At 49.5% G+C, this 20746-nt stretch carries 20 protein-coding genes; 19 read left to right on the forward strand and 1 reads right to left on the reverse strand.

Annotated features, from left to right (window positions below; all coding sequences use genetic code 11):
- Nucleotides 1–383 precede the first annotated feature (383 nt).
- The 10 genes from IPM21_18265 to IPM21_18310 all read left to right on the forward strand — a co-directional run bounded on the left by IPM21_18265 (nt 384) and on the right by IPM21_18310 (nt 11866).
- Nucleotides 384–1715 carry a hypothetical protein gene (locus IPM21_18265; protein ID MBK9165813.1) on the forward strand — a complete coding sequence of 444 codons (1332 nt, stop codon included), beginning with the start codon at nt 384–386 and terminating at the stop codon, nt 1713–1715.
- A gap of 117 nt (nt 1716–1832) precedes the next feature.
- A complete protein-coding gene (locus IPM21_18270) occupies nt 1833–2798 on the forward strand; it encodes a tetratricopeptide repeat protein (GenBank protein ID MBK9165814.1) in 966 nt (321 codons plus the stop codon).
- Between the two features lies 1 nt (nt 2799).
- Entirely contained in the window at nt 2800–3651 is an 852-nt protein-coding gene (locus tag IPM21_18275) for a tetratricopeptide repeat protein (GenBank protein MBK9165815.1), read from the forward strand.
- A gap of 36 nt (nt 3652–3687) precedes the next feature.
- Nucleotides 3688–4389, forward strand: coding sequence for a hypothetical protein (locus tag IPM21_18280; protein ID MBK9165816.1), 702 nt, complete (start codon nt 3688–3690; stop codon nt 4387–4389).
- A 163-nt stretch (nt 4390–4552) separates the two neighbouring features.
- Nucleotides 4553–5119 (forward strand): hypothetical protein, encoded by a 567-nt coding sequence (locus IPM21_18285; protein ID MBK9165817.1) that lies wholly within the window; start codon nt 4553–4555, stop codon nt 5117–5119.
- Between the two features lie 75 nt (nt 5120–5194).
- Nucleotides 5195–5596: a hypothetical protein gene (locus IPM21_18290; GenBank protein MBK9165818.1), complete on the forward strand. Its 402-nt coding sequence runs from the start codon at nt 5195–5197 to the stop codon at nt 5594–5596.
- 160 nt (nt 5597–5756) lie between these two features.
- Complete coding sequence (locus IPM21_18295) at nt 5757–8612, forward strand: CHAT domain-containing protein (GenBank protein ID MBK9165819.1); 2856 nt, start codon at nt 5757–5759, stop codon at nt 8610–8612.
- Between the two features lie 795 nt (nt 8613–9407).
- Nucleotides 9408–9983 carry a type IV toxin-antitoxin system AbiEi family antitoxin domain-containing protein gene (locus tag IPM21_18300; protein ID MBK9165820.1) on the forward strand — a complete coding sequence of 192 codons (576 nt, stop codon included), beginning with the start codon at nt 9408–9410 and terminating at the stop codon, nt 9981–9983.
- A 234-nt stretch (nt 9984–10217) separates the two neighbouring features.
- Nucleotides 10218–10568: a helix-turn-helix domain-containing protein gene (locus IPM21_18305; protein ID MBK9165821.1), complete on the forward strand. Its 351-nt coding sequence runs from the start codon at nt 10218–10220 to the stop codon at nt 10566–10568.
- Nucleotides 10565–11866, forward strand: coding sequence for a type II toxin-antitoxin system HipA family toxin (locus IPM21_18310; protein MBK9165822.1), 1302 nt, complete (start codon nt 10565–10567; stop codon nt 11864–11866). The genes IPM21_18305 and IPM21_18310 overlap by 4 nt, the downstream gene beginning before the upstream one ends.
- A gap of 405 nt (nt 11867–12271) precedes the next feature.
- Here the strand turns inward: IPM21_18310 and IPM21_18315 are convergent, their stop codons facing one another.
- A complete protein-coding gene (locus tag IPM21_18315; protein ID MBK9165823.1) occupies nt 12272–13726 on the reverse strand; it encodes a hypothetical protein in 1455 nt (484 codons plus the stop codon).
- Between the two features lie 254 nt (nt 13727–13980).
- Here IPM21_18315 and IPM21_18320 point away from each other — a divergent pair, with 254 nt between their 5' ends.
- From IPM21_18320 to IPM21_18360, 9 genes are all read left to right on the forward strand, one after another.
- Complete coding sequence (locus IPM21_18320) at nt 13981–14265, forward strand: radical SAM protein (protein MBK9165824.1); 285 nt, start codon at nt 13981–13983, stop codon at nt 14263–14265.
- Nucleotides 14262–14969, forward strand: coding sequence for a radical SAM protein (locus tag IPM21_18325; protein ID MBK9165825.1), 708 nt, complete (start codon nt 14262–14264; stop codon nt 14967–14969). The genes IPM21_18320 and IPM21_18325 overlap by 4 nt, the downstream gene beginning before the upstream one ends.
- Nucleotides 14970–15048: 79 nt before the next feature.
- Nucleotides 15049–16428, forward strand: a complete 1380-nt coding sequence (locus IPM21_18330) for an FAD-dependent oxidoreductase (GenBank protein MBK9165826.1) — start codon at nt 15049–15051, stop codon at nt 16426–16428.
- A 226-nt stretch (nt 16429–16654) separates the two neighbouring features.
- On the forward strand, nt 16655–16813 hold the full coding sequence (locus IPM21_18335) for a 4Fe-4S binding protein (protein ID MBK9165827.1): 159 nt from the start codon (nt 16655–16657) through the stop codon (nt 16811–16813).
- Complete coding sequence (locus IPM21_18340; protein MBK9165828.1) at nt 16810–16974, forward strand: 4Fe-4S binding protein; 165 nt, start codon at nt 16810–16812, stop codon at nt 16972–16974. The genes IPM21_18335 and IPM21_18340 overlap by 4 nt, the downstream gene beginning before the upstream one ends.
- Nucleotides 16971–17450, forward strand: coding sequence for a Rieske 2Fe-2S domain-containing protein (locus tag IPM21_18345; GenBank protein ID MBK9165829.1), 480 nt, complete (start codon nt 16971–16973; stop codon nt 17448–17450). Before IPM21_18340 ends, IPM21_18345 begins: the two co-directional genes overlap by 4 nt.
- Nucleotides 17451–17453: 3 nt before the next feature.
- Complete coding sequence (locus tag IPM21_18350) at nt 17454–18986, forward strand: cytochrome b N-terminal domain-containing protein (GenBank protein ID MBK9165830.1); 1533 nt, start codon at nt 17454–17456, stop codon at nt 18984–18986.
- Nucleotides 18987–19006: 20 nt separating this feature from the next.
- Nucleotides 19007–19825: a hypothetical protein gene (locus IPM21_18355; protein MBK9165831.1), complete on the forward strand. Its 819-nt coding sequence runs from the start codon at nt 19007–19009 to the stop codon at nt 19823–19825.
- Nucleotides 19822–20568 carry a c-type cytochrome gene (locus IPM21_18360; GenBank protein MBK9165832.1) on the forward strand — a complete coding sequence of 249 codons (747 nt, stop codon included), beginning with the start codon at nt 19822–19824 and terminating at the stop codon, nt 20566–20568. Before IPM21_18355 ends, IPM21_18360 begins: the two co-directional genes overlap by 4 nt.
- Nucleotides 20569–20746: the final 178 nt, after the last annotated feature.

Below are 20746 nucleotides of genomic sequence, written 5' to 3' on the forward strand. Positions count from 1 at the left end.
CAAGGAGAAAATCGATGAGAAAACTAACAGTAGGCCTGATCGTGATCGTAATAATGACCGCGGCTATTTTTGCGGGTGATTCATACACGAAAAACTTAAATATTGAACCGGAGTCTTCTGAGAGCTTCACCCGGAACTTTGCGGAAAGAATGACGGTCACGGTTCAAATTGCAGGTGGAGATCTTGGTTCCGGCCGAGACGTCGCGGAAGTTTATGACCCAACCGGGAAAAAGGTTGCGAGCGGGCCACGGGGATTTTCGTTTAATACGAAAACACAAAAGGCAGTTACAAGATCGTCGTCATAAACAAGACTAAAAACCGCCAAAACGTAGAGGTTTCGGTAAATACATCAGGAAGTTAAAGGAATAAAGAGGTATAAGAAAATGAACAAGAACATAGTATTTTCAGTGATAGCAATTTTGTTTTTATCAACATTTGCGGCGGCACAATTTCCGAAAATTAAGATTCCGACGGTGAAAACTCCTACAATTCCAAAGGTTGATAAAGCAGTTCCCGGTATCGATAGAGCGGTTCCCGGTTCGGTCGGAACCTCGAGTGGAAAAAATCGGCAGAATGTGATGGATGACGGGTTTACATTTTTTGAGGCCACGCCGGTTACGGAGTACAACGAAAAAAGCAGTGGCAACATTTCAAAAGGATGGACGCTGACAGCAAACTTACGAGCTTTTGGAACATTTCCTGATAACAGCGGATTCAAGGTCGTCGTCGCTCAGAGCGGAAAAGCACTAGCGACCTATATGTGTCAGGGCAAAACTCATCGCAAAGCTGAAAGCCCGGTTCGCGAAGTGAAAAATAGCCCTGACGACGATTCTATGTCGACTGAAACAGGCGGAACCTGTGGCGGAAGTAAAGACATCTTTGTTAAAAGTCCCGGAAAATACGATGTGAATGTCTTTACGACAAATGGCAATGATGACAGTGAGACAGCCGTAAGAACATACAAGATCGATGTACACGAAGCCAAAATGATCCGTCCTGGCAAAATTGTCGGACCTTCTGATTTTTATATACAAAGATACGCCGAATCACCTGTCTCGTTTTTGTATCTGCGTCCGGGCCTGGGTAGTGGCCGAGTAAAAGCTGATTATCACGAAAAAGGCCAAGGAACGACCCTCAAGGGAAATGTTGATATCTATTTCAGCATTGCAAAAAATGAAAACAGCAACGGAGCAGGATTTGCCGGTGTTCCATATGTTCGCTGCTCTGTAAACGGGCAAGTAGTCAATTTTCTGAACAAAGGCCAAGTTAAAGACGCCTCGATGCGGGGAGACAAAGCCGACTATAAACGCGATGGAAAGCCAACCGAATATATTGGTTTTTACAGCTACTGGATAAATCTTCCGATCAATTGGCGCGGAAATGGAACAACCGGCAATCCGGATATGGAGAGCCAAACCGGTGAATGGAAATGCGATCTAAGAGATGGCTCTACGACGGTACGAACGTTTAAGTGGACTGTCGGCGGTGACGGTTTTCCACAACAGCATCCAGAGCAAACAAGCGGAAATATAAATTTACACTGGGGGGCATATCTTATCGAGACCGAAATTCCCGCAAGTGGAAGTTCTATGGATCAGCGTTTAATGCCCATGCCAGACGCAGGCCTATTCTATGGAATTCCCTGGAAATCTGCCGAAGGAAAGAAAATGGCCGCCGGAGTTCCGACAAAGGGAACACCTTACTTTATCCCTTAGAAGTTTAGGTTCCTGTGGATTCCGCGGATCAGGAAGGTCGTGTCCGCGGAATCTGCTATTCATCTCAGTTTCGACAAACCCGGAAGTTCGGCGGTCCCGCAAACATGGGACTCGAAAATGATCACAATTCACATGAGCTTAAAAAGTTCTAGATCCGTATCATTCAACCGTGCAGGTTATGCCACGATTGCAGCCTTGATCTTGTTCGTGTCATTGTCCGCCCAAAACCCCAACAGGCCGCTGAAATTATCAACAAATGAACCGATCGACGGTCAGATCAAAGGCGGCGAAACTCACATTTATGAGGTGACGTTAAATAAAGGCGAATATGCACGGGCGGAAGTTGAGCAGAAAAATATCGATGTTGTTGTTTCGCTGTTTGATGCGAATGGAAAACTCGTTGTCGAGATGGATGGCAAAGACGGCAGATTGTGGCATGAATCGGTTTCGATGATCGCGAAAAGCGGGAAAGCGGCTTTTCAGGTCAAGATTCGTGCTTACGGCGGAAGCGGACATGTTGGTGATTACAGGATAAAACTTGCCGAAGTACGTCCCACAAATGCGAACGACGGCAAACGCCTCAAAGCAGAAATACATTTAAGTAAAGGCAGGACATTCTACGAACAATTGAGATCACAGGCAGCGGCGAATGAATATGAGATCGCAACCGCGTTATTTCGAGAACTCGGAGATTCCCAACAAGAAGCAATAACATTGACAAACCTCGGACAGGCCTTCTTTAGGTTGTCGGAATATGACAGATCGATCATTGCTAACAAACGTGCGATGGAGCTGTTTCAAAAAACAAAGGATCGCCTTGGTGAGGCTAAAACTGTTAACACGCTCGGAAGCAACTATAGAGCTCTCGAACAGCCCGACAAAGCCCGGCAATTTTTTGAAAAGGCTTTAGCAATTCGCCGGGAAGTAAAAGACCGCAACGGCGAAGGCGGAACGATCTATAATTTAGGGCTCTTGCATTACAACCTATTGGATTATAAAAAAAGCGGCGGAACACTATACACAAGCTCTGGTCATTTTTCAGGAAACAAAAGACCGCGGCAGCGAAGGCAACGCTCTGAATAACTTGGGAAATGTTTATTACCAGTTATCAGATTATGAAAAAGCGACGATTCATTTTGAAAAAGCACTCGTCATTTCACGTGAAGTAAAAGACCGTTCTGAGGAAGGCAAGATACTCTTTAACTTGGGAATTTCCAATTACAACTTATCGATTTATGAAAAAGCAAAGGATTATCTTGAACAAGCACTTCACATTTCTCGGGAACTAGAAGACCTCTCCGAGGAAGGTAAAACGCTCTATGCCTTGGGAAGCGTCTGTGATCAATTATCAGATCACGTAACGGCGATGGCTCACTATGAGCAAGCAATGATCATCTATCGGATGTTAGGCGATCGCATGAACGAAGTGAAAGTCTATTGGGATCTATCGATTGCGTCCCAGCTTTTGAATGATTCGCAAGTTGAAATTTTCTACGGCAAACTGGCTGTAAATGTTTATCGGGAGACTCGCGGCAATTTGAACGAGTCGGATAACAGATCACGGAAGAAATTCCTTGCCGACAACTCAGTTCGATATCGTCGTGTTGCCGACATTCTTATCTCGGAAGAACGTTCGACGGAAGCACAAGCCGTTTTGAATCTGCTTAAAGAACTGGAATCTGACCAATCTTCTGCCGGAAGCATTAAACTTACAGACCTTGTTCCCTACAGCAAAGGCGAAGCGGAAACGATTGCCACTATCGATAACCTTGTCGAATGGAAACGCAAGAAAGACGAACTTGAGAAGATCAAGAAGACTACAGGTTCACTGCGCGCAACAGATCAAAAGAAGCTTGACGGAATTGTGGCGGCTATCGCATCGGCGAGTCGGGCATTTCGGAACTCAATCGAAAGATTAAAGAAGTCCAACTTCTGACAGACCCGGCACAAAAGATCGAAACCTTAAATCCTAATGAACGCATCACTCCTGATCAAAGGCTACAACGTATTCGCCGTCTTGTATTGTTTGGCAATATCTCTTATCGCCATTGTAACGTTTATCTTACCGCTTGACGGTTACTTTATCGGCCCGCCGTATGACGAGCAGAAGAGGATCTTGTATACGATTCTGTTGATGGTGCTGGCCGCCTTAGTAGTTACACCACAGCCCGTCTCCCTCATTGGATACTGTTTAGCCGGCGGAATCGGGAAGAGAAGGTTTTCCGGTATTGTCTTCCGTTTACTTATTATGAGTCTGTGCTTGGCCTTTTTCACGATTCTGTATCTGATCTACATTAATTTCACGATCGTGCCCGCCGACAAAATAGGCGAAACGATCATTCAAACGGATCTAGCAAAGGCATTACTTTTTTTTCTGATTGTCTCAAGCTATTTTCTTTTCCCTCTGACCCTCACCATCGCCGCCCTGATTGTTCAGAAAGTCAGCTTGTGGAAACGCCTTTTGCCTATTATTTCCTTACTTTTATCGCTTGTTGTTGTGGCCTTTATTTCAGCAGCACTTTATGCGATCGGGACGATCACACGATCTGAAAACATGTACAGCGCGATGCAAGGAGCGACGATCCCCCAATTCGCAATGCTCGGTTCGGCTGCTTGGGCGTTGATCGGCCTGGTCGTTGTCGGAATGCCATCCGGATCGCCACAAGACAATTAGAAATAAGGTCACTTCAAAAGAACAGTCACGGTCCAAGTTGAACAGTTTGAGATCGATTCTCGAAATTACGACGGTTCGCAAATTGAACTCTGAGAATGTGGAGAAATGTTTTTGCGGTTTCCAACACTACTTTATGAAGAACATATTATCCGGGAGAAGAAGAATGAGAAAAAACTTAGGAACGGGATCTTTGATAGTTGTTTCGGGGTTGATAACACTATTATTTTTACAATCTGTGTTTGGGTCTGTTTTTGTGGCCCAAGAGGCATATGTATGCTGGCAAAAACCTGTTGCTGCGGTTTGGATCGATATGGGCACTCCCGACGCCGATTGGAATAGTTTAGATCCGCTATTCCGCAATAAGAATAAATGGACCTACACGCCGGCGAGAGGAGTGGATTTCTTTTTGCACGATGATGGAGAGCGAAGACTGATTGCTTCAAAATGCAATAGTTCTCGGGAAACGATCAAACGCGACCACAATGGACTTCGCGACAGTTGTGGCACGGGAACAAAGGAAGTGAGATCGCAAACAAGTGAACCTACCTGCCCGGCAGGTTATACCAATAGGGGACAATACTGTTATAGAAACGGCATTAGTCCCAGCGAACAAGAGGCCAACAAAATAGATTTGAAATGTCAGCGCGGATTCGTCTTAACCCTCAGATCTGTTTACCAAAGGTGGCTCAGAGAGAACACAACGAGAGAAGCCGGGCCACGTACGCAGTAAAAGGTTCGCCGACATCAGAATCAAATGCAAACTTACATCCCAATGCTTCATGTCAAACCTATAAGGAGAAAATAAATGAAAAAACTAACGCTACGATTCTTAACCATCGCGATCGCCGTAATAGCATTTTCGGCAACCGAAGCGATCGCACAAAAACGAATCAATTTAGATTCAAACGGCAAAGCGACAGTTAGTGCGACGGTCCAGCCATGGAAACTTGGCGATATAAAAGAAGTATGGTCGATTTCTGGCAAGCAGTTCCGTAATTTAAGCATTAAACAAACAAAAGGCGGAAAGTTCAAGTATGAGATCCATCGCGGAAGTCAATTTTTATCGAGCGGACACACGACAGGCTCGAATATCACGATCAACAGTGACGGCAAAAGCACTTATACGATCACGATCATCAATGAAGATGACCAGCCGAGAAAGATCGAACTATCAGTTGTAACAAGCGGCGGCAGTAACAGTATTTGAGTTTTCGCTTTGGCAGGCTTTGGAATTAAAGCAACAAAGTAACGCAAAAGTTGGCTCTAGAAGATAAGTATTTCCGAAAGCCGATCTATGAAATAATTGACTCAAATTCATATTTAGTAGAAGGTATTCGTAACACAAGTTTATGGATACTTCGCTAATTATGAAAAAGGAACGAAATAAAACAACCGTCATTATCAATATATTGGCGGTTCTTTTTTTATTTTGTACGAGTTCTTTGGCACAGAGTTCTCCAACCCGTTTGACATTAAATACTCCGCTAAATGCTGAGATCAAGGGCGAAGAAATAAATTCATATTCAGTTGCTCTGACGGCTGGTCAAACCGCCCGTGTCGAGATGGTTCAGGATGGCATTGATGTCAATTTTGAAGCGATCGATCTGAAAGGCGAGATCTTCATTATCGGAACTTCGCCGAGCGGGCTTTATGGTGACGAGTTGATCCTCGTCACCGCGAAAGAAAGCGGAGATTATAGAATTGACGTATCGGTTTCAGATCCGGCTGCGAAACCCGGGAAGTATACCGTTATCTTAAAAGAGATCCGCCCGACCGTTGCGGAAGACTTTGAGGTAAATGACGCTACCAAGAGAATTCTGCAACTTGCTCGTGATGCCTATCAGATAAAATATAACGGCACTATCGAAGGTTTGCGTGGGGCGAACGCAAAATGGGATGAAGTAATCGCTGCGTCAAAAATAAAAAAGGATAAGGTTTGGGAAGGCGTGGCAATCGTTCAACAGGGTTTGATATACAAACAACTCGGCGAACTGCAAAATGCACTCGATTCATATTTGAAAAGTCTGGAGATTTGGCGTGAATTGGGAAATCGTCAATACGAAGGCTCGGCGGTCAATAATATTGGTTCGGCTTACAGCGATCTTGGGGAATATGAAAAATCGCTTACTTATTTTCAACAATCTGCCAATATCAATCGAGAGGTCGGCGACCGCGTATATCTCGGATTTTCATTAACTAATTTGGCTGAAGCGTATAGTCGTCTCGGAGATTTTACGAAGGCGGAAGATTATTTTAAACAATCCTTAGTAATCAGACGTGAAGACACAACCGAGCGTGGCAAGAGAACGTTAGCCGGCACGATCAAGAATTACGGCTACATGCTGGCCACTAAAGGCGAGGCAAAGAACGGTTTGGCATTGATTCAAGAATCTTTAGATTTACGTCGGGAGATCGGATATTCATGGGGAATTGCCGATTCGCTGTTAGCGATCGGGAATCTGAAAGCGGAGAATCGATTTGAGAACTACACAGAAGCAAATCGAATCGCTCTCGAGGTTGGCGACAGACGCTTACAGGCTGAGTCTTTTTATCTGCTTGCCGTCGCTGAACAAGATCGTGGAAACCTAACAAAGGCAGTTGAAAATATCACGAACGGGCTCGATCTGATCGAACAGATCCGCAGCGAAATAGTCGGTTCTGAATCGCGCTACGCATATTTTTCAACCGTTCAAAATTATTACGAACTCTACACCGAATTGCTCGTTTCGCGGTTTGAAAGAACAAAGAAAGAGGAAGATCTAGCACTCGCATTTGAGATCAGTGAACGTTCGCGTTCACGCAGCCTGGTCGAATTGTTAGAGGAGGCGAAAGTTGATTTTAAACTTGGAGTTGATCCGAAATTATTGGCGGAGCAAAAAAATCTTCAAAAGCAGATAAACGACAGATACCAACGGCGTGAGACCCTCATTGCTGGTAAGTCTAAACCGGAACCAATTTCAAAGGTCAATGATGAGATCAATGAACTAAACACCAAGATCCAAAACGTGAATATTAGGCTCCGTCGTGAGAATCCTAAATTTGCCGACCTTGCCGAAGGCAAAGCAATAGCTGCAAACGACATTCAGAAATTGCTCGATGATGATACCATTTTGCTCGAATACAAGCTTGGCGAAAAGCGAAGTTTTCTGTGGCTGGTTGCTAAGGACTCGATCGAAATTTTCGAGCTGCCAAAACGTCAAATAATCGAGACCAAGGCAAGGGCCTTCTACGATTCCGTCGTGGCAAATAGCAAAGGTCAGCCGGCGAGAACTGAGCAGGTCACGAAAGATCTAAGCAGAATGTTGTTGTCGAATGTTGCTGCCAAAGTAGCCAACAAAAGACTCGCGATCGTTGCCGACGGAGTTTTGCAATACATACCGTTTTCCGCTCTCATCAGTCCACAGTCTGAGGTTTCGCCACTTGTCGAAACGAATGAAATTGTGATGCTGCCGTCCGCTTCGGTTTTGTCGCAACTGCGAGATAACCCGAAACCCGGGCGAGAAAACAAAAAGACGATCGCAATTTTTGCCGATCCGGTGTTTGATCTTCTGGATTCGCGGGTCGCAGGAACTGCCAGCCGAAAACCGAGTGATGAAAACACAGCAATGAGGCGCACTTTGCGCGATTTTCGTTTCGGCGAAACCTTGCCGCGGCTTCTCGCTTCAAGATTGGAAGCTAAGGGCATCTCGAGTCTCATTGAAAAAAGCGATGCGGAGGTTCGAATGGACTTTGAGGCAAATCTCGATAATGTCGAAAATTCGAATCTGAAAGATTATAGGATCTTGCATTTTGCGACACACGGTCTGCTCAATTCTTCGCGGCCCGAGTTGTCAGGGTTGGTCTTTTCGCTGTTCGATAAGAACGGCACCAAGCAAAACGGTTTTTTGACCTTAAACGATATTTACAATCTCGATCTTTCCAGCGATCTGATCGTCCTGTCAGCGTGCCAGACGGCTCTCGGAAAAGACATTCGCGGCGAGGGTTTGATCGGAATGTCGAGGGGCTTTTTATACGCAGGTTCCAAACGGATCGTCGCGAGCCTGTGGAAAGTTGATGATTCTGCAACTGCTGAGTTCATGAAGCGTTTTTACACAAATCATCTGCGGAAAGCTATGCCGGCTTCAAAAGCATTGCAACAGACAAAGAACGAGATGAAAAAGATCAGGCGCTATCAATCGCCATATTACTGGAGTGCTTTCACTCTGCTTGGTGATTGGCAGTAGTTCACCAAATAGACGAAGACAATGACAGGCAATGAAATGTTTTCGGCCTTTCGGTGAGATTTGGAAAGCTGAAATACCGGGTTGGTAATTGTCCACATCGTTGTGGTGCGTAGGTTCACCAAAATGGTTCTAATCCGAGGTCCAGAAAGTTGGTTGCAAAATGGAGGAGCTTTTTCTTACGGGTGGTAGTTCGTAAATGCGGCAATTATGGGACTTAGCAATCCGCCCTCTCGCAGCCATTTGGAAACCACGAAAAATGGGACCTTCGAAATTCTTCAAAAGCCCCATGTTTATTGGTCGGGACGGCGAGATTTGAACTCACGACCTCTCGCACCCCAACCAACCTGAGGGTTAATCGCAAGTTCTCACAATCGCTCAAAACCAATCAAAATCGGCAACTTGCTTGTCGCTTATAAGCTTTAAGTAGGTATGCGTCGGGAAAAGTGCAACCATCTTGCAACCAACTTACCAAGATTATTCCCCACTTAGAACGTCGATAAATAACACTGGCGAGAACAACAAAATAACACATTCTGATCGAAAATAAACACTAATTTTTCCTTTTAGTGTTTTGCGACATTTTCGGGAAACAAATGTGACGAAACCCCATCTCCTAAGTCATTCTGGCTTATTAACACACCAATAAATTGGTATCCGGTTTTCACTACTTTTGCCCCTCTCGCCTACCGCTCTTTTATATATTTGCGCGATGTTGTCTGAACTGCCAACCTTTCTCAGATTGGTGCATCGCGGCATTATTCATTGACAAATGTCACTTTGCACCACAATACTTTAATGGTGGGTAAGGATCAGGTACTAAAGTTAAAAAAACTTGGGGTATTTACACTGGCTCAGGGCAAGGCTGCGGGAATTAGTCAGCAAGACATATCCAGGCTTGTCGCTGCAAAGGACCTCGTTCGTCTTGATCGTGGAATCTACCTTCATCCGAAGACGTCGCTCGATAAAGATGTAGGATTCCAGATCGCATATTCAAAGTTTGGGCCCGGTTCAGCAATCGGTGGTCTTTCAGCTCTATATCATTACAACCTTGCCGAGCAGGTTCCGGGAGAAATATGGATGATGGTCCCTCCGGAGAAAAGAACCCGAGAAAATGGTTATAGACTGATTCGAACAAAAACAAGCCTCGACAAACAGATCATAGATGAAAAGGGCTATCGAATCGTCACAGTCGAAAGGGCGGCACTAGAGGCTCTTAAATTCATCACAAAGGTAGGTGAACGAACAGCCATAAAGGCCGCCAGAGAAGCTCTTGCAACAAGAAGAACTACGGAAGCAAAACTTGCAAAAGCAGCAAGAGAACTTGAGCTTGAATCGGTACTAGCCAAGTATCTGGAGGTCATCGTGCCCTGACCACCAAAGAAAAGGCACTTCCAGTTGGCGATCCGGTTTCCACATAATCTCAGTCAGAAACCAGATAGTCGAATATCTGCTACACTTCGCCGAAATTGGCGAGCTGCCGCTAAAATCGGTCCTAACTCATTATTAATGACGATATCATACTCCTGAAGATGCGTTGCACTTTACTCGCCATAATTGCCGATATATATTGACATTACCATAGCTACTCACCATAATTGACGTATTATGAGATTCGACACAAACACGACCGATCAAGCGATACTTAAAGAAATCGGAGAACGTGTTGCAATGATTCGATTGAATCAGAACTTCACCCAAGCAAATCTTGCGGAGCAAGCGGGCGTGTCTAAGCGAACCGTTGAACGGCTAGAGGCAGGCGAATCGGTACAAGTTACAAGCCTAATTCGGCTCCTGCGCTCATTAGGATTACAGCAGCGCTTAGAAGTCCTTTTCCCAGAACCTGTTTCAAGCCCAATAGCTCAACTGAAACTTCAAGGGAAAAAACGACGACGGGCCTCCTCGAAAGAACTACGAAGCTCGAAAGGGACGGGCTGGAGTTGGGGAGATGATTCATGACAACGTTGGCTGAGGTCAAGCTGTGGGGACGCACCATCGGGGCTGTTTCGCTTGAGGATCGCAATGATGTGGCTGTCTTTGAGTACACACCAGAGTTCATGAAAAGCGGCATCGAGGTCTCACCGATTGTGATGCCGCTCACTGGATCAATATACGTATTCCCGGAGTTGCCACTAGTGACCTTTCACGGCTTGCCGGGTTTGCTGGCTGATTCGCTACCGGATAAGTTTGGCAACGCACTCATTGATGCTTGGCTCGCAACGCAAGGCCGGTCCGCTGACAGTTTTAATGCGGTTGAAAGGCTCTGCTACACAGGCTCACGTGGGATGGGAGCCCTCGAGTTTTTCCCGAGCAAAGGCCCAAAGGAGATGGCCTCTCGGAAGATCGAGCTTGACGCTTTAGTCAATCTGGCTTCGGACGTTTTGAACCAACGAAGCAATCTTGATACTAACTTTGACGATCCTGATTCTCTCAGAGATATCCTTCGCGTAGGAACCTCCGCAGGTGGTGCCCGGGCGAAAGCGGTGATCGCGTGGAATCGGAAAACCAATGAAGTTAGGTCTGGGCAAGGAAAAGCCGGCGACGGATTTGAATATTGGTTATTGAAGTTCGACGGAGTCACCGGAAATCGGGACAAAGAACTTGCCGATCCTCAGGGCTATGGAGCAATCGAGTATGCCTACTATCTAATGGCACTCGAGGCAGAAATACAGATGAACGAATGCCGCTTACTCGAAGAAAACGGCAGAAGGCATTTCATGACCAAGCGATTCGACCGTCTCGAGAACGGCGAAAGGCTGCACATGCTTTCATTAAGCGGCCTGGCTCATTTTGACTTCAACAATGCCGGCGCGTATGGCTACGAGCAAGCCATGCTGATCATGCGTCAACTTAAGCTCCCGACATCCGCTATTGAGCAGATGTTTCGCCGGATGGCATTTAACATCCTTGCGAGAAATCAGGACGATCATGTCAAGAATATCGCTTTTCTAATGGGCAAAGAGGGCAAATGGTCTCTTGCCCCCGCGTTTGATGTGGCATACAGCTTTAATCCGTCTGGAGTATGGACATCGAGTCACCAGATGACCATGAACGGCAAACGGGATGGTTTTTCGATGAATGATTTTAAGGCATGCGCCGAGGCGGTTTCGCTTAAACGCGGTCGTGCAAAGTCGATCGTCGCTGAGGTCCGAAAGGCAGTTGAAAAATGGTCAGATTTTGCCGATACCGCAAAAGTCACCGGATCGTGGAAAACGCAGATCCAAGAGAATCTGCGTTTGGAGTTGTCGTCAATCTGAACATTATTACTGCCGATCCATCGTTCAGAGTTACAATTTCTTATTGCTGGCAGTTCACTCACCTCCAGAAGGCCGAAGTTACGTTTGCCTCTAACGCGCGTTCCCGGAACAGGGGCCGGGTTTGATTTCTTCCTCTTTTGTCGAGTTGGCGGTACCAGATGATAAGGGGTTTGACGTGAAATAGTACGAGGGATATGGACCCGGCTCTCGGCTAGTTCGGCAATATCTTTCATATCGTACGATGTTGCCACCGATAATTACTACCCGCTGTCGCTCGCCCCCGGATACCGCCTTAACGGCGCGATAAATGAACCGGACTTCTTCAAGAACCAGTTTTGCTTTGGATTCCCAAATACGTGTGCTTGATGCGCCGGCGAGTATAAAGCCGTCCATAAACTCCTACTATCAGAACGAATACGAGGCTCCGAGATTTACGTGATTTGCATGCTGCGCTCCGCTGAATAGATAAGTCGTGTAAAAGCGACGAAGCTCAAGGCCGATCGAAAATTGTGGAGTCCACTTAAAGATCGCCTCGCCGGCAAATGCCAGATTACGAGTACGCCAGTCGCGACGTGTGACGCTGGTCAGGTCTCGATTTTCAGGGTCGTCAATTCCAATAGTTCCATAAAAAGTCAATCGATCGTTCAGTGTCGGCGGAGTCAAACCGATCTGAGTCCATCCGCCGCGCGTCCTGATCGCACGAACGCCACCGGCGGTCGAAGCGACGCCCTGGCTAAAGGCAAAATCATTGTTGTAACTTTGAAAGACGCCGGCCTGAAAGCCGCCGAGGTTTTTGCCAAAAAACGCTTCCCCGGAGACACCGATTCGTTTTGCAAGCGGAAAATTCCAGTCGGCGGCAACACCGTATGTGTCGATGTCATTTCTAACATTGGCCGCACCCGTAAAGACGCGCGATCTTCCGTAGTGTCCTGAAAATCCTATCGCTCCTGACTTTTTGCTGCCAAGCCAATTTTTCCCGCTGAACGCGATCCGGCTTTGTAGAAATGGAACACGCGATGCCGCTCCACTCGTCGGCTGGATAAAGAACGCGGCGTTTGTCGCAAAGTCGCCAGTCTGCGGCGCAAGTACGGCTCCTTGCCAGGTTATGTTCGGCGTGATCTTTCTTTCGATTTTGATCTGAGGCAGCCGCGCCCAATTATTTCCCGCTCCGGCCATCTGCGGTATCGCCGCGGCCGCGAGCGAAGTCGGATTAACGGGAGCGAAAACCATCCAGTCCTGTCCAACTGTTACAGAAGTCTTCTCCCAGTCGAGCCTAGCGTTTGCGAGTCGCAACCTGACAACGCCAAAGTTCTCGCCGATCCCGACCGATGGAAAACCGCCGAAGAAATCGGCTTCGAGAATCGCCGAGAGCCGCGCGTTACCAACCTTAGCCCCCTCGACCCTCGCCCCCAAGCGGGTTTGGCGGACGCTCGCACTTACATTTCCGCTACCGGTTGGCGTTGCAAATAGCGGAACATCCGCATTATTAGTTCCACCGCTGTTTCCAAACGCATTGAAGTAGATCGTCCCGTATGGGGTGATGCGCGCGGATCCGACATCGACACCCAGATCTTTTTTCGGTTGCGGAGCTTGTTTTACATCTGTTTTCGCAACATCCGCTGGCCTAGTATCCGGCTTTGCCGGCGAATCGACTGGCTTAGCTGACGCGTTCTTCCCGAGCAACGCCTTCAGCTCAGCCATTTCGCGCCGCATTGTTTCAACCTCACTTTCCAGTTGCTTTACACGAGCACTCATCTCATCTGCCGACGGTGTGCCACCGGGCGTCTGGGCAACGACTGTAAGGCTGAGAATGGACGCTATTGCTGCTATAAGTACGAACTTTAAGAACTTGACATGCATATGAATACCTCTACTGGATCAACTCGGTCGCTCACAATTTTTCCGCGTGTAGTACGACCAATTGAATATATCGTTCACCCGATTGCGGCAGTATGACGCAGATCATGTTTTCTCGCCGTGCAGAGTGAGACCTTTAATGTTGTCGAGCGAGAACCGAAATAGAACTTCGGCCAAGGAGATTGGCAAACGGCACCGCAAGTAGAGTCAAGACCGTAAGTAGGCTCATACTAAGAACAGCGGCGGAATAACAGGAAATGTTGTTTGATTCCTTCAATCGAAAAATCAAGGATCTGCGCGTATCAGTGACGGATCGCTGTAATTTTCGATGTTTCTATTGCGACCCCAATCCTTGCACCTCAAATGATCCGGATCTTCTGACCTTCGACGAGATACACTCTCTCTGCGAGGTGTTCGTCTCTCTGGGGATTGAAAAGATACGACTGACCGGCGGCGAACCAATGGTCAGGAAGGGCCTCGGCGTACTTATAGCTGAACTCTCATGCCTTAAAACCCCTATGGCCTTCAAGAACTCGCGATGATCACGAATGGTAGCAACTTCGCAAGTAAGGCCGACAGTTTACGATCGAGCGGCCTAAACCGCGTGACATTCTCGCTGGATAGCCTAAAGCCGGGCACATTTCGCTCAATTACGGGCTCCGACAAACTGTCTGGTGTGCTCGACTCAATAGAGGCCGCTCGTTCGGCCGGATACCCTGATATAAAGATCAACGCTGTGATCGTCCGGGGTCAAAACGACGATGAGGTCGTCGACCTTGCTCGGTTTGCCAGGAGAAACAGTTTAACCGTCAGATTCATCGAGTTCATGCCTCTTGATAGAGGACGTATCTGGGATCACAAACATCTGGTCCCCGCCACTGAGATCCGGGAAGCAATAAATTCGGCCTTTCCAATAGTTCTTATAAACCCGTCCCGCAAAGGTGAGACAGCGTGGAGGTATCGCTTTGCTGACGGCACAGGCGGCGAGATCGGTCTGATCGCTCCCGTCACAAATGCCTTTTGCGGCGAATGTTCGCGAATTCGACTGACGGCCGATGGGTATATCAGAACGTGTCTGTTCTCGAGTGAAGAATATGATGTACGAGGTTTGCTTAGAAGCGGCGGATCGCGAACCGAAGTCGCCGACCTTATTCGTTTTGCTGTCGCAAGAAAAACATTCGGCCATACCATTGGGTCCCCTACATTCGAGTATTCCTCGCGTTCGATGAGTTCGATCGGCGGCTAAAAATATTAGTCAAAATATGACTTAAGTCATATTCTGAGCACTGCAACCGGCATAGCATTCCAACTGTTTTACACATTTTGTGACAACGAATACTATGATGCGGCTAAATGTTCACGTCCCGGACGCGAACTACCATCAAAACCTGATCTCGTGCCAAGTGGCGTGTCCCGTTCATACGGACGCACGCGGTTATGTTCGGGCGATCGCGGATGCGCGGTTTGAAGAAGCATATTTAATAGCACGCGGTCCGAATCCTTTTGCCTCGATCTGCGGCCGCATCTGCGGAGCCCCTTGCGAGATCGCCTGCCGCCGCGGAAAAATCCCCAAAGTGAATGACGACGGAATGTTCGTCGGCCAGGACCGCCCAATCGCGATCCGTGCGCTGAAGCGTTTTGCATGTGATCAGTTCGGGCCGGAGGCGAGGCCGACGAGTGAAGTGCTTGACTCGATCAGGAATTTTATCCCGCCCGTTGCCGGAGATGCTGAGGAAATGGCGGCACTCTTGAGATCCGCGACCAGTCCTTCGGTCAGAAAAGGTGAAGGCGAAAAGATCGCGATCATCGGAGCCGGCCCCGCAGGACTCTCAGCCGCGCATGACCTGGCGTTGATGGGATTCAAGCCGGTCGTCTTTGAGATCGAGCCTGTCGCAGCGGGAATGCTGGCCGTCGGCGTTCCGGCATATCGACTCCCGCGTGAACTGATCGAAAAGGAAGTCGCCGTCATCGAGGCACTCGGCGTCGAGATCCGTTGCGGAGTAAAAGTCGGTGAAGATATTACTTTTGCCGAGCTCCGCGAGGATTTCGCGGCGGTGATAATCGCGGTCGGTGCCAAATCATCACGCGGCCTCGGTTTGACCGGTGAGGACGGACCTGGCGTGATTGGCGGTGTCGATCTGCTTCGGGCGGTCTCACTTGGCGAAGACCTCGATATGGGCCGCGAGATCGTGGTCATCGGCGGCGGAAATGTCGCATATGACGTCGCGAGGTCGGTCGTCCGCCAGATCGCTTTTGACACCGCACGCACGGCTGCGAGGCTTTCTGAGACGGCGAACGTTCACCTGATCTCGCTTGAAGGTGCGGAAGAAATGCCTGCGGACACGATCGAGATCGTTGAGGGCGACGAAGAGGGCATCAAGCGCAGCAACGGCTGGGGGCCGACAGAGGTCGTTCGGGATGAAAAAGGCAGAGTGACCGGCGTTGCCTTTCGAAAATGCCTCCGAGTCTACGACGAAGATCGAAAATTCTCACCGCTTTACGACGATGAGGAAAAGAAATTAATTCCCTGCGACACCGTCCTTCTGGCTGTTGGCCAAGCACCGGCCCTTTCTTTTTGGAGGACGGCGGACAAGACGTGGAAAGAATGCGAGGCGACTGGCTCAAGGTTGACCTCGCCACGCTGCAGACCACTGCCCAAGGGGTCTTTGTCGCCGGCGATCTCGCCCACGGAACGCGTTTGCTGATCGACGCCGTCGCGTCCGGCAAGGCAGCGGCGCGTTCCGTTTATCAATATCTGACCGGTAACGCACTCGAACATGAACTGGTTAAAACCCATGTGATTCTTGACCGATACCGTCGTGAACGCGGCTATGAATCGATCCGCCGAGTTGAAGTTCCGACCATCGAACCGCCGAACGGCTCAAGCATCCCGAAAACGTCGTTGAAATCGGCTACAGCAAAGAAGAAGCCATGCCCGAGGCTTCGCGCTGCCTGGATTGTGGAGTCACGCCGGTTTTTGACGGCAGCCGGTGCGTGCTGTGTGGCGGCTGTGCGGACGTTTGCCCGACCGAGTGTCTGAAGCTGATCTCGCTGGATAATCTCGAATTTGATACCGAGGTCGACAAATAATCGATTCATCGATCGGCAACGATGCCGAACTGAGCGAAAACTCGGCGATCCTAAAAGACGAGGATCGCTGCATTCGGTGTGCTCTGTGTGCGATCCGCTGCCCGGTGGATGCGATCTCGATGGAACGAGTCACATTTTCAACAAATTGGAGTTCTGTATGACGACCCATCCAAGTGAAAAGAAATCACGTTTTGACCCGGAACCGATGCCACGGCGGGATTTTCTGGGGCTTGCGGCACTCGGATCGATGGCAGCGGCATTCGCTCTTTCGATATTCGGGATGTTGAAACTCCCCAAGGCGGCCGTGTCGGCTTCGCCGGCTAAGAAATTTAATGTGGCGTTGCCGGACACCCATCCGGAGGGCGAAGCCTTCGTACCCCCGGGGCGAAACGTCGCGGTCTTTCGAGATGCCGATGGTGTCTTTGCGATCTCAACCGTTTGCACCCATTTAGGATGCATCGTGAAGACAAGCTCGGCCGGATTTGATTGTCCCTGTCACGGATCGGGCTTTCAAAAAGATGGAACTGTAAGAAAAGGGCCGGCTCCGACACCGCTGCCATGGCTGAAAGTCTCAAAAAATGGAGCTCTTCTCACCATTGACGAGGAAGCAACGGTAAAGACTGGAACAAAGGTGTAGATCATGAAGGCAGAAGGCTATTCAGCATTACACGAATTCTGGATCAATCTGCGGGGCATCCCGAATCACGTCTATCGGGCGATGTTTCGCGGCGGTCCGCCAAAGACCGATCGTACGCGGTCGTCGTTTATATTCGGCAACGTCTTCCTGCATCTTCATTCGGTCCGCACGCATCTCTGGAGCCTGCGTTGGAGCACGACCATGGGTCTCGGCATAATGACGACTGCGGCATTTCTGATAACTCTGGTCACCGGCATCCTGCTGATGTTCTACTACAAGCCGTATCCGGACGTAGCCTATCAATCGATCAAGGACATTCATTTCATTGTACCTACTGGCCGGTTTATGCGGAACATTCACCGCTGGGCCGCTAACGTGATGGTGGTCGCCGTGATACTGCACATGGCAAGGGCGTTCTACACCGCCTCGTACCGAAAGCCGAGGGAATTCAACTGGTTCATCGGCTGGGGCTTGCTGGTCACGACCTTGGGCCTGTCATTTACGGGTTATCTGCTTCCTTGGGATCAACTCGCATACTGGGCGATCACGATCGGCGCCAATATCGCGCAGAGTCCTCGAGAGATCACCGACGCACTTGGGATCACGGCTTGGGCAGATATCGGCGGCCTGCAGCGTGAAATATTGCTTGGGTCTGACAAGGTCGGCGAAGAGGCGTTGATCAGATTCTATCTGCTTCACGTAATGATCTTGCCACTGACTCTTGTTATGTTGATGGCGGTGCATTTCTGGCGAATACGCAAGGATGGTGGGCTCGCAAAACCGGCGAATGCCGATGAACTGGTTGGCCAGGAAGCCAAAGAATTCTATCCGGTCTTTACGGATGCTCCGACGAAAACATATCACCTAGCCGCCGTCGTGAAGGGCAAAACGCCTGCCGTCGGGAGCGGCCCGGAACACACGGTTCCGTCAATGCCGCACCTTTTCTACGCCGAGCTTGGCGTGTTGATGCTGACAACTCTCATCTGCGTCGGGTTGGCTTTCGTTTCTGATGCTCCGTTAAAAGAACTGGCAAATCCGCTCGTTCCCGAGAATCCGGCAAAGGCCCCGTGGTACTTTCTTGGGCTCCAGGAGATCGTATCGTTCTCGGCATTCATGGGTGGCATAGGTATTCCGATGCTGTGCGTGATCGGCTTGGGTCTGATCCCATTTCTCGACCGTGAAAAGGAAGGAACAGGCGAATGGTTTGGCGGTCCGGGCGGCCGGAAACTCGTGAAGTGGTCCGTCGTGGTGGGTTTTGCCGCGTCGATACTTGTCGAGGCGTTTGCCATTAAGTTCGGCTGGCTTCGCGAGTGGTTCCCGGATATTCCGCAGCTTTTTCATCACGTTCATCAATCCCGGAACTGTCTTGACGGCGATCTACGCGGCTTATTCGATATGGGCCGTTCGAAGATACAACTCGACTCGTGCAGGTGCACTGGCCCTGTTTACGTGCTTTCTATGCGGTTTCATTGTGTTGACCGTGATCGGTACATATTTCCGCGGGCCGAACTGGGATTTCTTCTGGTCGCCGTCTGATTGGGGAGGCCATTGACGCAATGAACAAGAATAAATATTTGTTGATGGTTTCAAGTATCGGGGTCTTTTTGCTCCTGGCTGCGGCTGCCGTGTCAGAGAACTTTATGAAGGACTGGCACAGCATTCAGGGGAACGCCAAGACCACTGAAGGCCCGATCGATCTGCGACTTCGCCAGATAGTGAATCCGCAGCTCAAAGTAACGGACCGCTGCGTCACTTGTCATGTCGGGATGGCATCCGGCGAGCAGATCACGTCCGATCAAAAGGTAGGCGCAGCCCACAAGCCAGTCGTCCATTCCCCGACCGAGATCGGCTGCACGACCTGTCATGGTGGACAGGGACAAGCAACTGAGAAAGACGATGCTCACGGTAATGTTCACTTCTGGACCGAGCCGATGCTGCCCTCGAAGTATGCCTACGCGAGTTGCGGAACCTGTCACACGCCGCTGAATGTTCCCAATCTGCCGACCCTCGAAAACGCCCGTAAGACGTTCGAAAGGCTCGACTGCTACGCGTGTCATCGCCTCGACGGCCGCGGCGGTACTCTGCGTCCGGGCGGCAATGTAACCGGCATGGAAGGCCCCGACCTATCCCATGTCGGACTCAAAGGCTACAACGCCGAATGGTATGCGGTTCACCTGCAAAAGTCTCAGCAGGCGACGGACGCGGCCTGGAAAACGTCATTTCGTGAGGTAGTCGAGGCAGACCGTTCGGCTCTGAAGATCTTTCTCGATACCCAAATGGGTGCACCGAAATTGATCGAAGCAAGGCGCAGTTCAACACGGCCGGCTGTGCTGGATGCCACACCGTCGGAAGTTTTGGCGGCGACGCGGGCGTGAATCTATCGCTTTCCGGTTTCAAGGATCCCAACCAGCTTAACTTCTCAAAGGTTCCGGGCGATCACACTCTCACCAACTGGGTCGTCCAGCATTTCCGTTCACCTGCGTCCACGGTCGCGGGATCGCAGATGCCCGTACTTGGGTTGTCTGATAACCAGATCGACCTGCTGACGCTCTATACACTTTCGCTCAGAAGGCGCACCTTGCCTGACGTCTATCTTCCGAAAGATCGCGTGCGGGCAATGCGTTTCGGCGAACGCGAGTTTGCTAAGGATGGGGAGACCATTTACACCGCGGTTTGTTCAAGTTGTCACGCGGCAGACGGACGTGGAACCCGGTTCCCGGGCCTTGTTCCGAATCCGTCGATAACGAGTCCGGAGTTCCTCCAGCTCGCCTCTGACGATTTTCTCTTCCAGACAATACGGAATGGCCGGCCCGGACGGCCGATGCTGGCGTGGGGCGATCGTGTGAATGGTTTCAACGACGATGAGGTTCGAGCCGTCATCGCCTACATTCGCAGGCTCGGAGGTAACGTCCAAGCACAGCCCGATGCCAAGCCGCAGCTGTGGGCGACGGGTGACGCAGCTCTCGGAGCGACGCTCTTTGCTTCAAATTGTTCGGGCTGTCACGGAAAGAACGGCGTGGGCGCAGATGGCCCGGCGCTTAACAACAAAGCCTTTCATCCAGTGTTTCCAGACACCTTTCTGGTCGGGCCGATAACACGGGAAGAAGCGGGACTGTGATGCAAGGTTTCGAGAACCCATCGCCGATCCGCAGGGCATTGAACCAAGCCGAGGTCGAATCGATCGTTTATATACGTTCGTTGAGCGCAAAATAGTTGAGCATTAACCGGGGAAGGATATGAAAAAAGAGATCTCAAGACGCGAATTTATGGCGCGGATCACCGCGGCCGGATTTGGG

The organism is Acidobacteriota bacterium (assembly GCA_016716435.1).
GTDB lineage: Bacteria > Acidobacteriota > Blastocatellia > Pyrinomonadales > Pyrinomonadaceae > OLB17.

Coding starts and splice junctions, on each gene's coding strand:
- IPM21_18320 (MBK9165824.1), top strand. CDS start 13,981: ATGTTGTTTGATTCCTTCAATCGAAAAATCAAGGATCTGCGCGTATCA.
- IPM21_18285 (MBK9165817.1), top strand. CDS start 4,553: ATGAGAAAAAACTTAGGAACGGGATCTTTGATAGTTGTTTCGGGGTTG.
- IPM21_18315 (MBK9165823.1), bottom strand. CDS start 13,726: ATGCATGTCAAGTTCTTAAAGTTCGTACTTATAGCAGCAATAGCGTCC.
- IPM21_18300 (MBK9165820.1), top strand. CDS start 9,408: ATGGTGGGTAAGGATCAGGTACTAAAGTTAAAAAAACTTGGGGTATTT.
- IPM21_18280 (MBK9165816.1), top strand. CDS start 3,688: ATGAACGCATCACTCCTGATCAAAGGCTACAACGTATTCGCCGTCTTG.
- IPM21_18335 (MBK9165827.1), top strand. CDS start 16,655: ATGCCCGAGGCTTCGCGCTGCCTGGATTGTGGAGTCACGCCGGTTTTT.
- IPM21_18290 (MBK9165818.1), top strand. CDS start 5,195: ATGAAAAAACTAACGCTACGATTCTTAACCATCGCGATCGCCGTAATA.
- IPM21_18345 (MBK9165829.1), top strand. CDS start 16,971: ATGACGACCCATCCAAGTGAAAAGAAATCACGTTTTGACCCGGAACCG.
- IPM21_18310 (MBK9165822.1), top strand. CDS start 10,565: ATGACAACGTTGGCTGAGGTCAAGCTGTGGGGACGCACCATCGGGGCT.
- IPM21_18295 (MBK9165819.1), top strand. CDS start 5,757: ATGAAAAAGGAACGAAATAAAACAACCGTCATTATCAATATATTGGCG.
- IPM21_18305 (MBK9165821.1), top strand. CDS start 10,218: ATGAGATTCGACACAAACACGACCGATCAAGCGATACTTAAAGAAATC.
- IPM21_18355 (MBK9165831.1), top strand. CDS start 19,007: ATGAACAAGAATAAATATTTGTTGATGGTTTCAAGTATCGGGGTCTTT.
- IPM21_18350 (MBK9165830.1), top strand. CDS start 17,454: ATGAAGGCAGAAGGCTATTCAGCATTACACGAATTCTGGATCAATCTG.
- IPM21_18270 (MBK9165814.1), top strand. CDS start 1,833: ATGATCACAATTCACATGAGCTTAAAAAGTTCTAGATCCGTATCATTC.
- IPM21_18325 (MBK9165825.1), top strand. CDS start 14,262: ATGATCACGAATGGTAGCAACTTCGCAAGTAAGGCCGACAGTTTACGA.
- IPM21_18265 (MBK9165813.1), top strand. CDS start 384: ATGAACAAGAACATAGTATTTTCAGTGATAGCAATTTTGTTTTTATCA.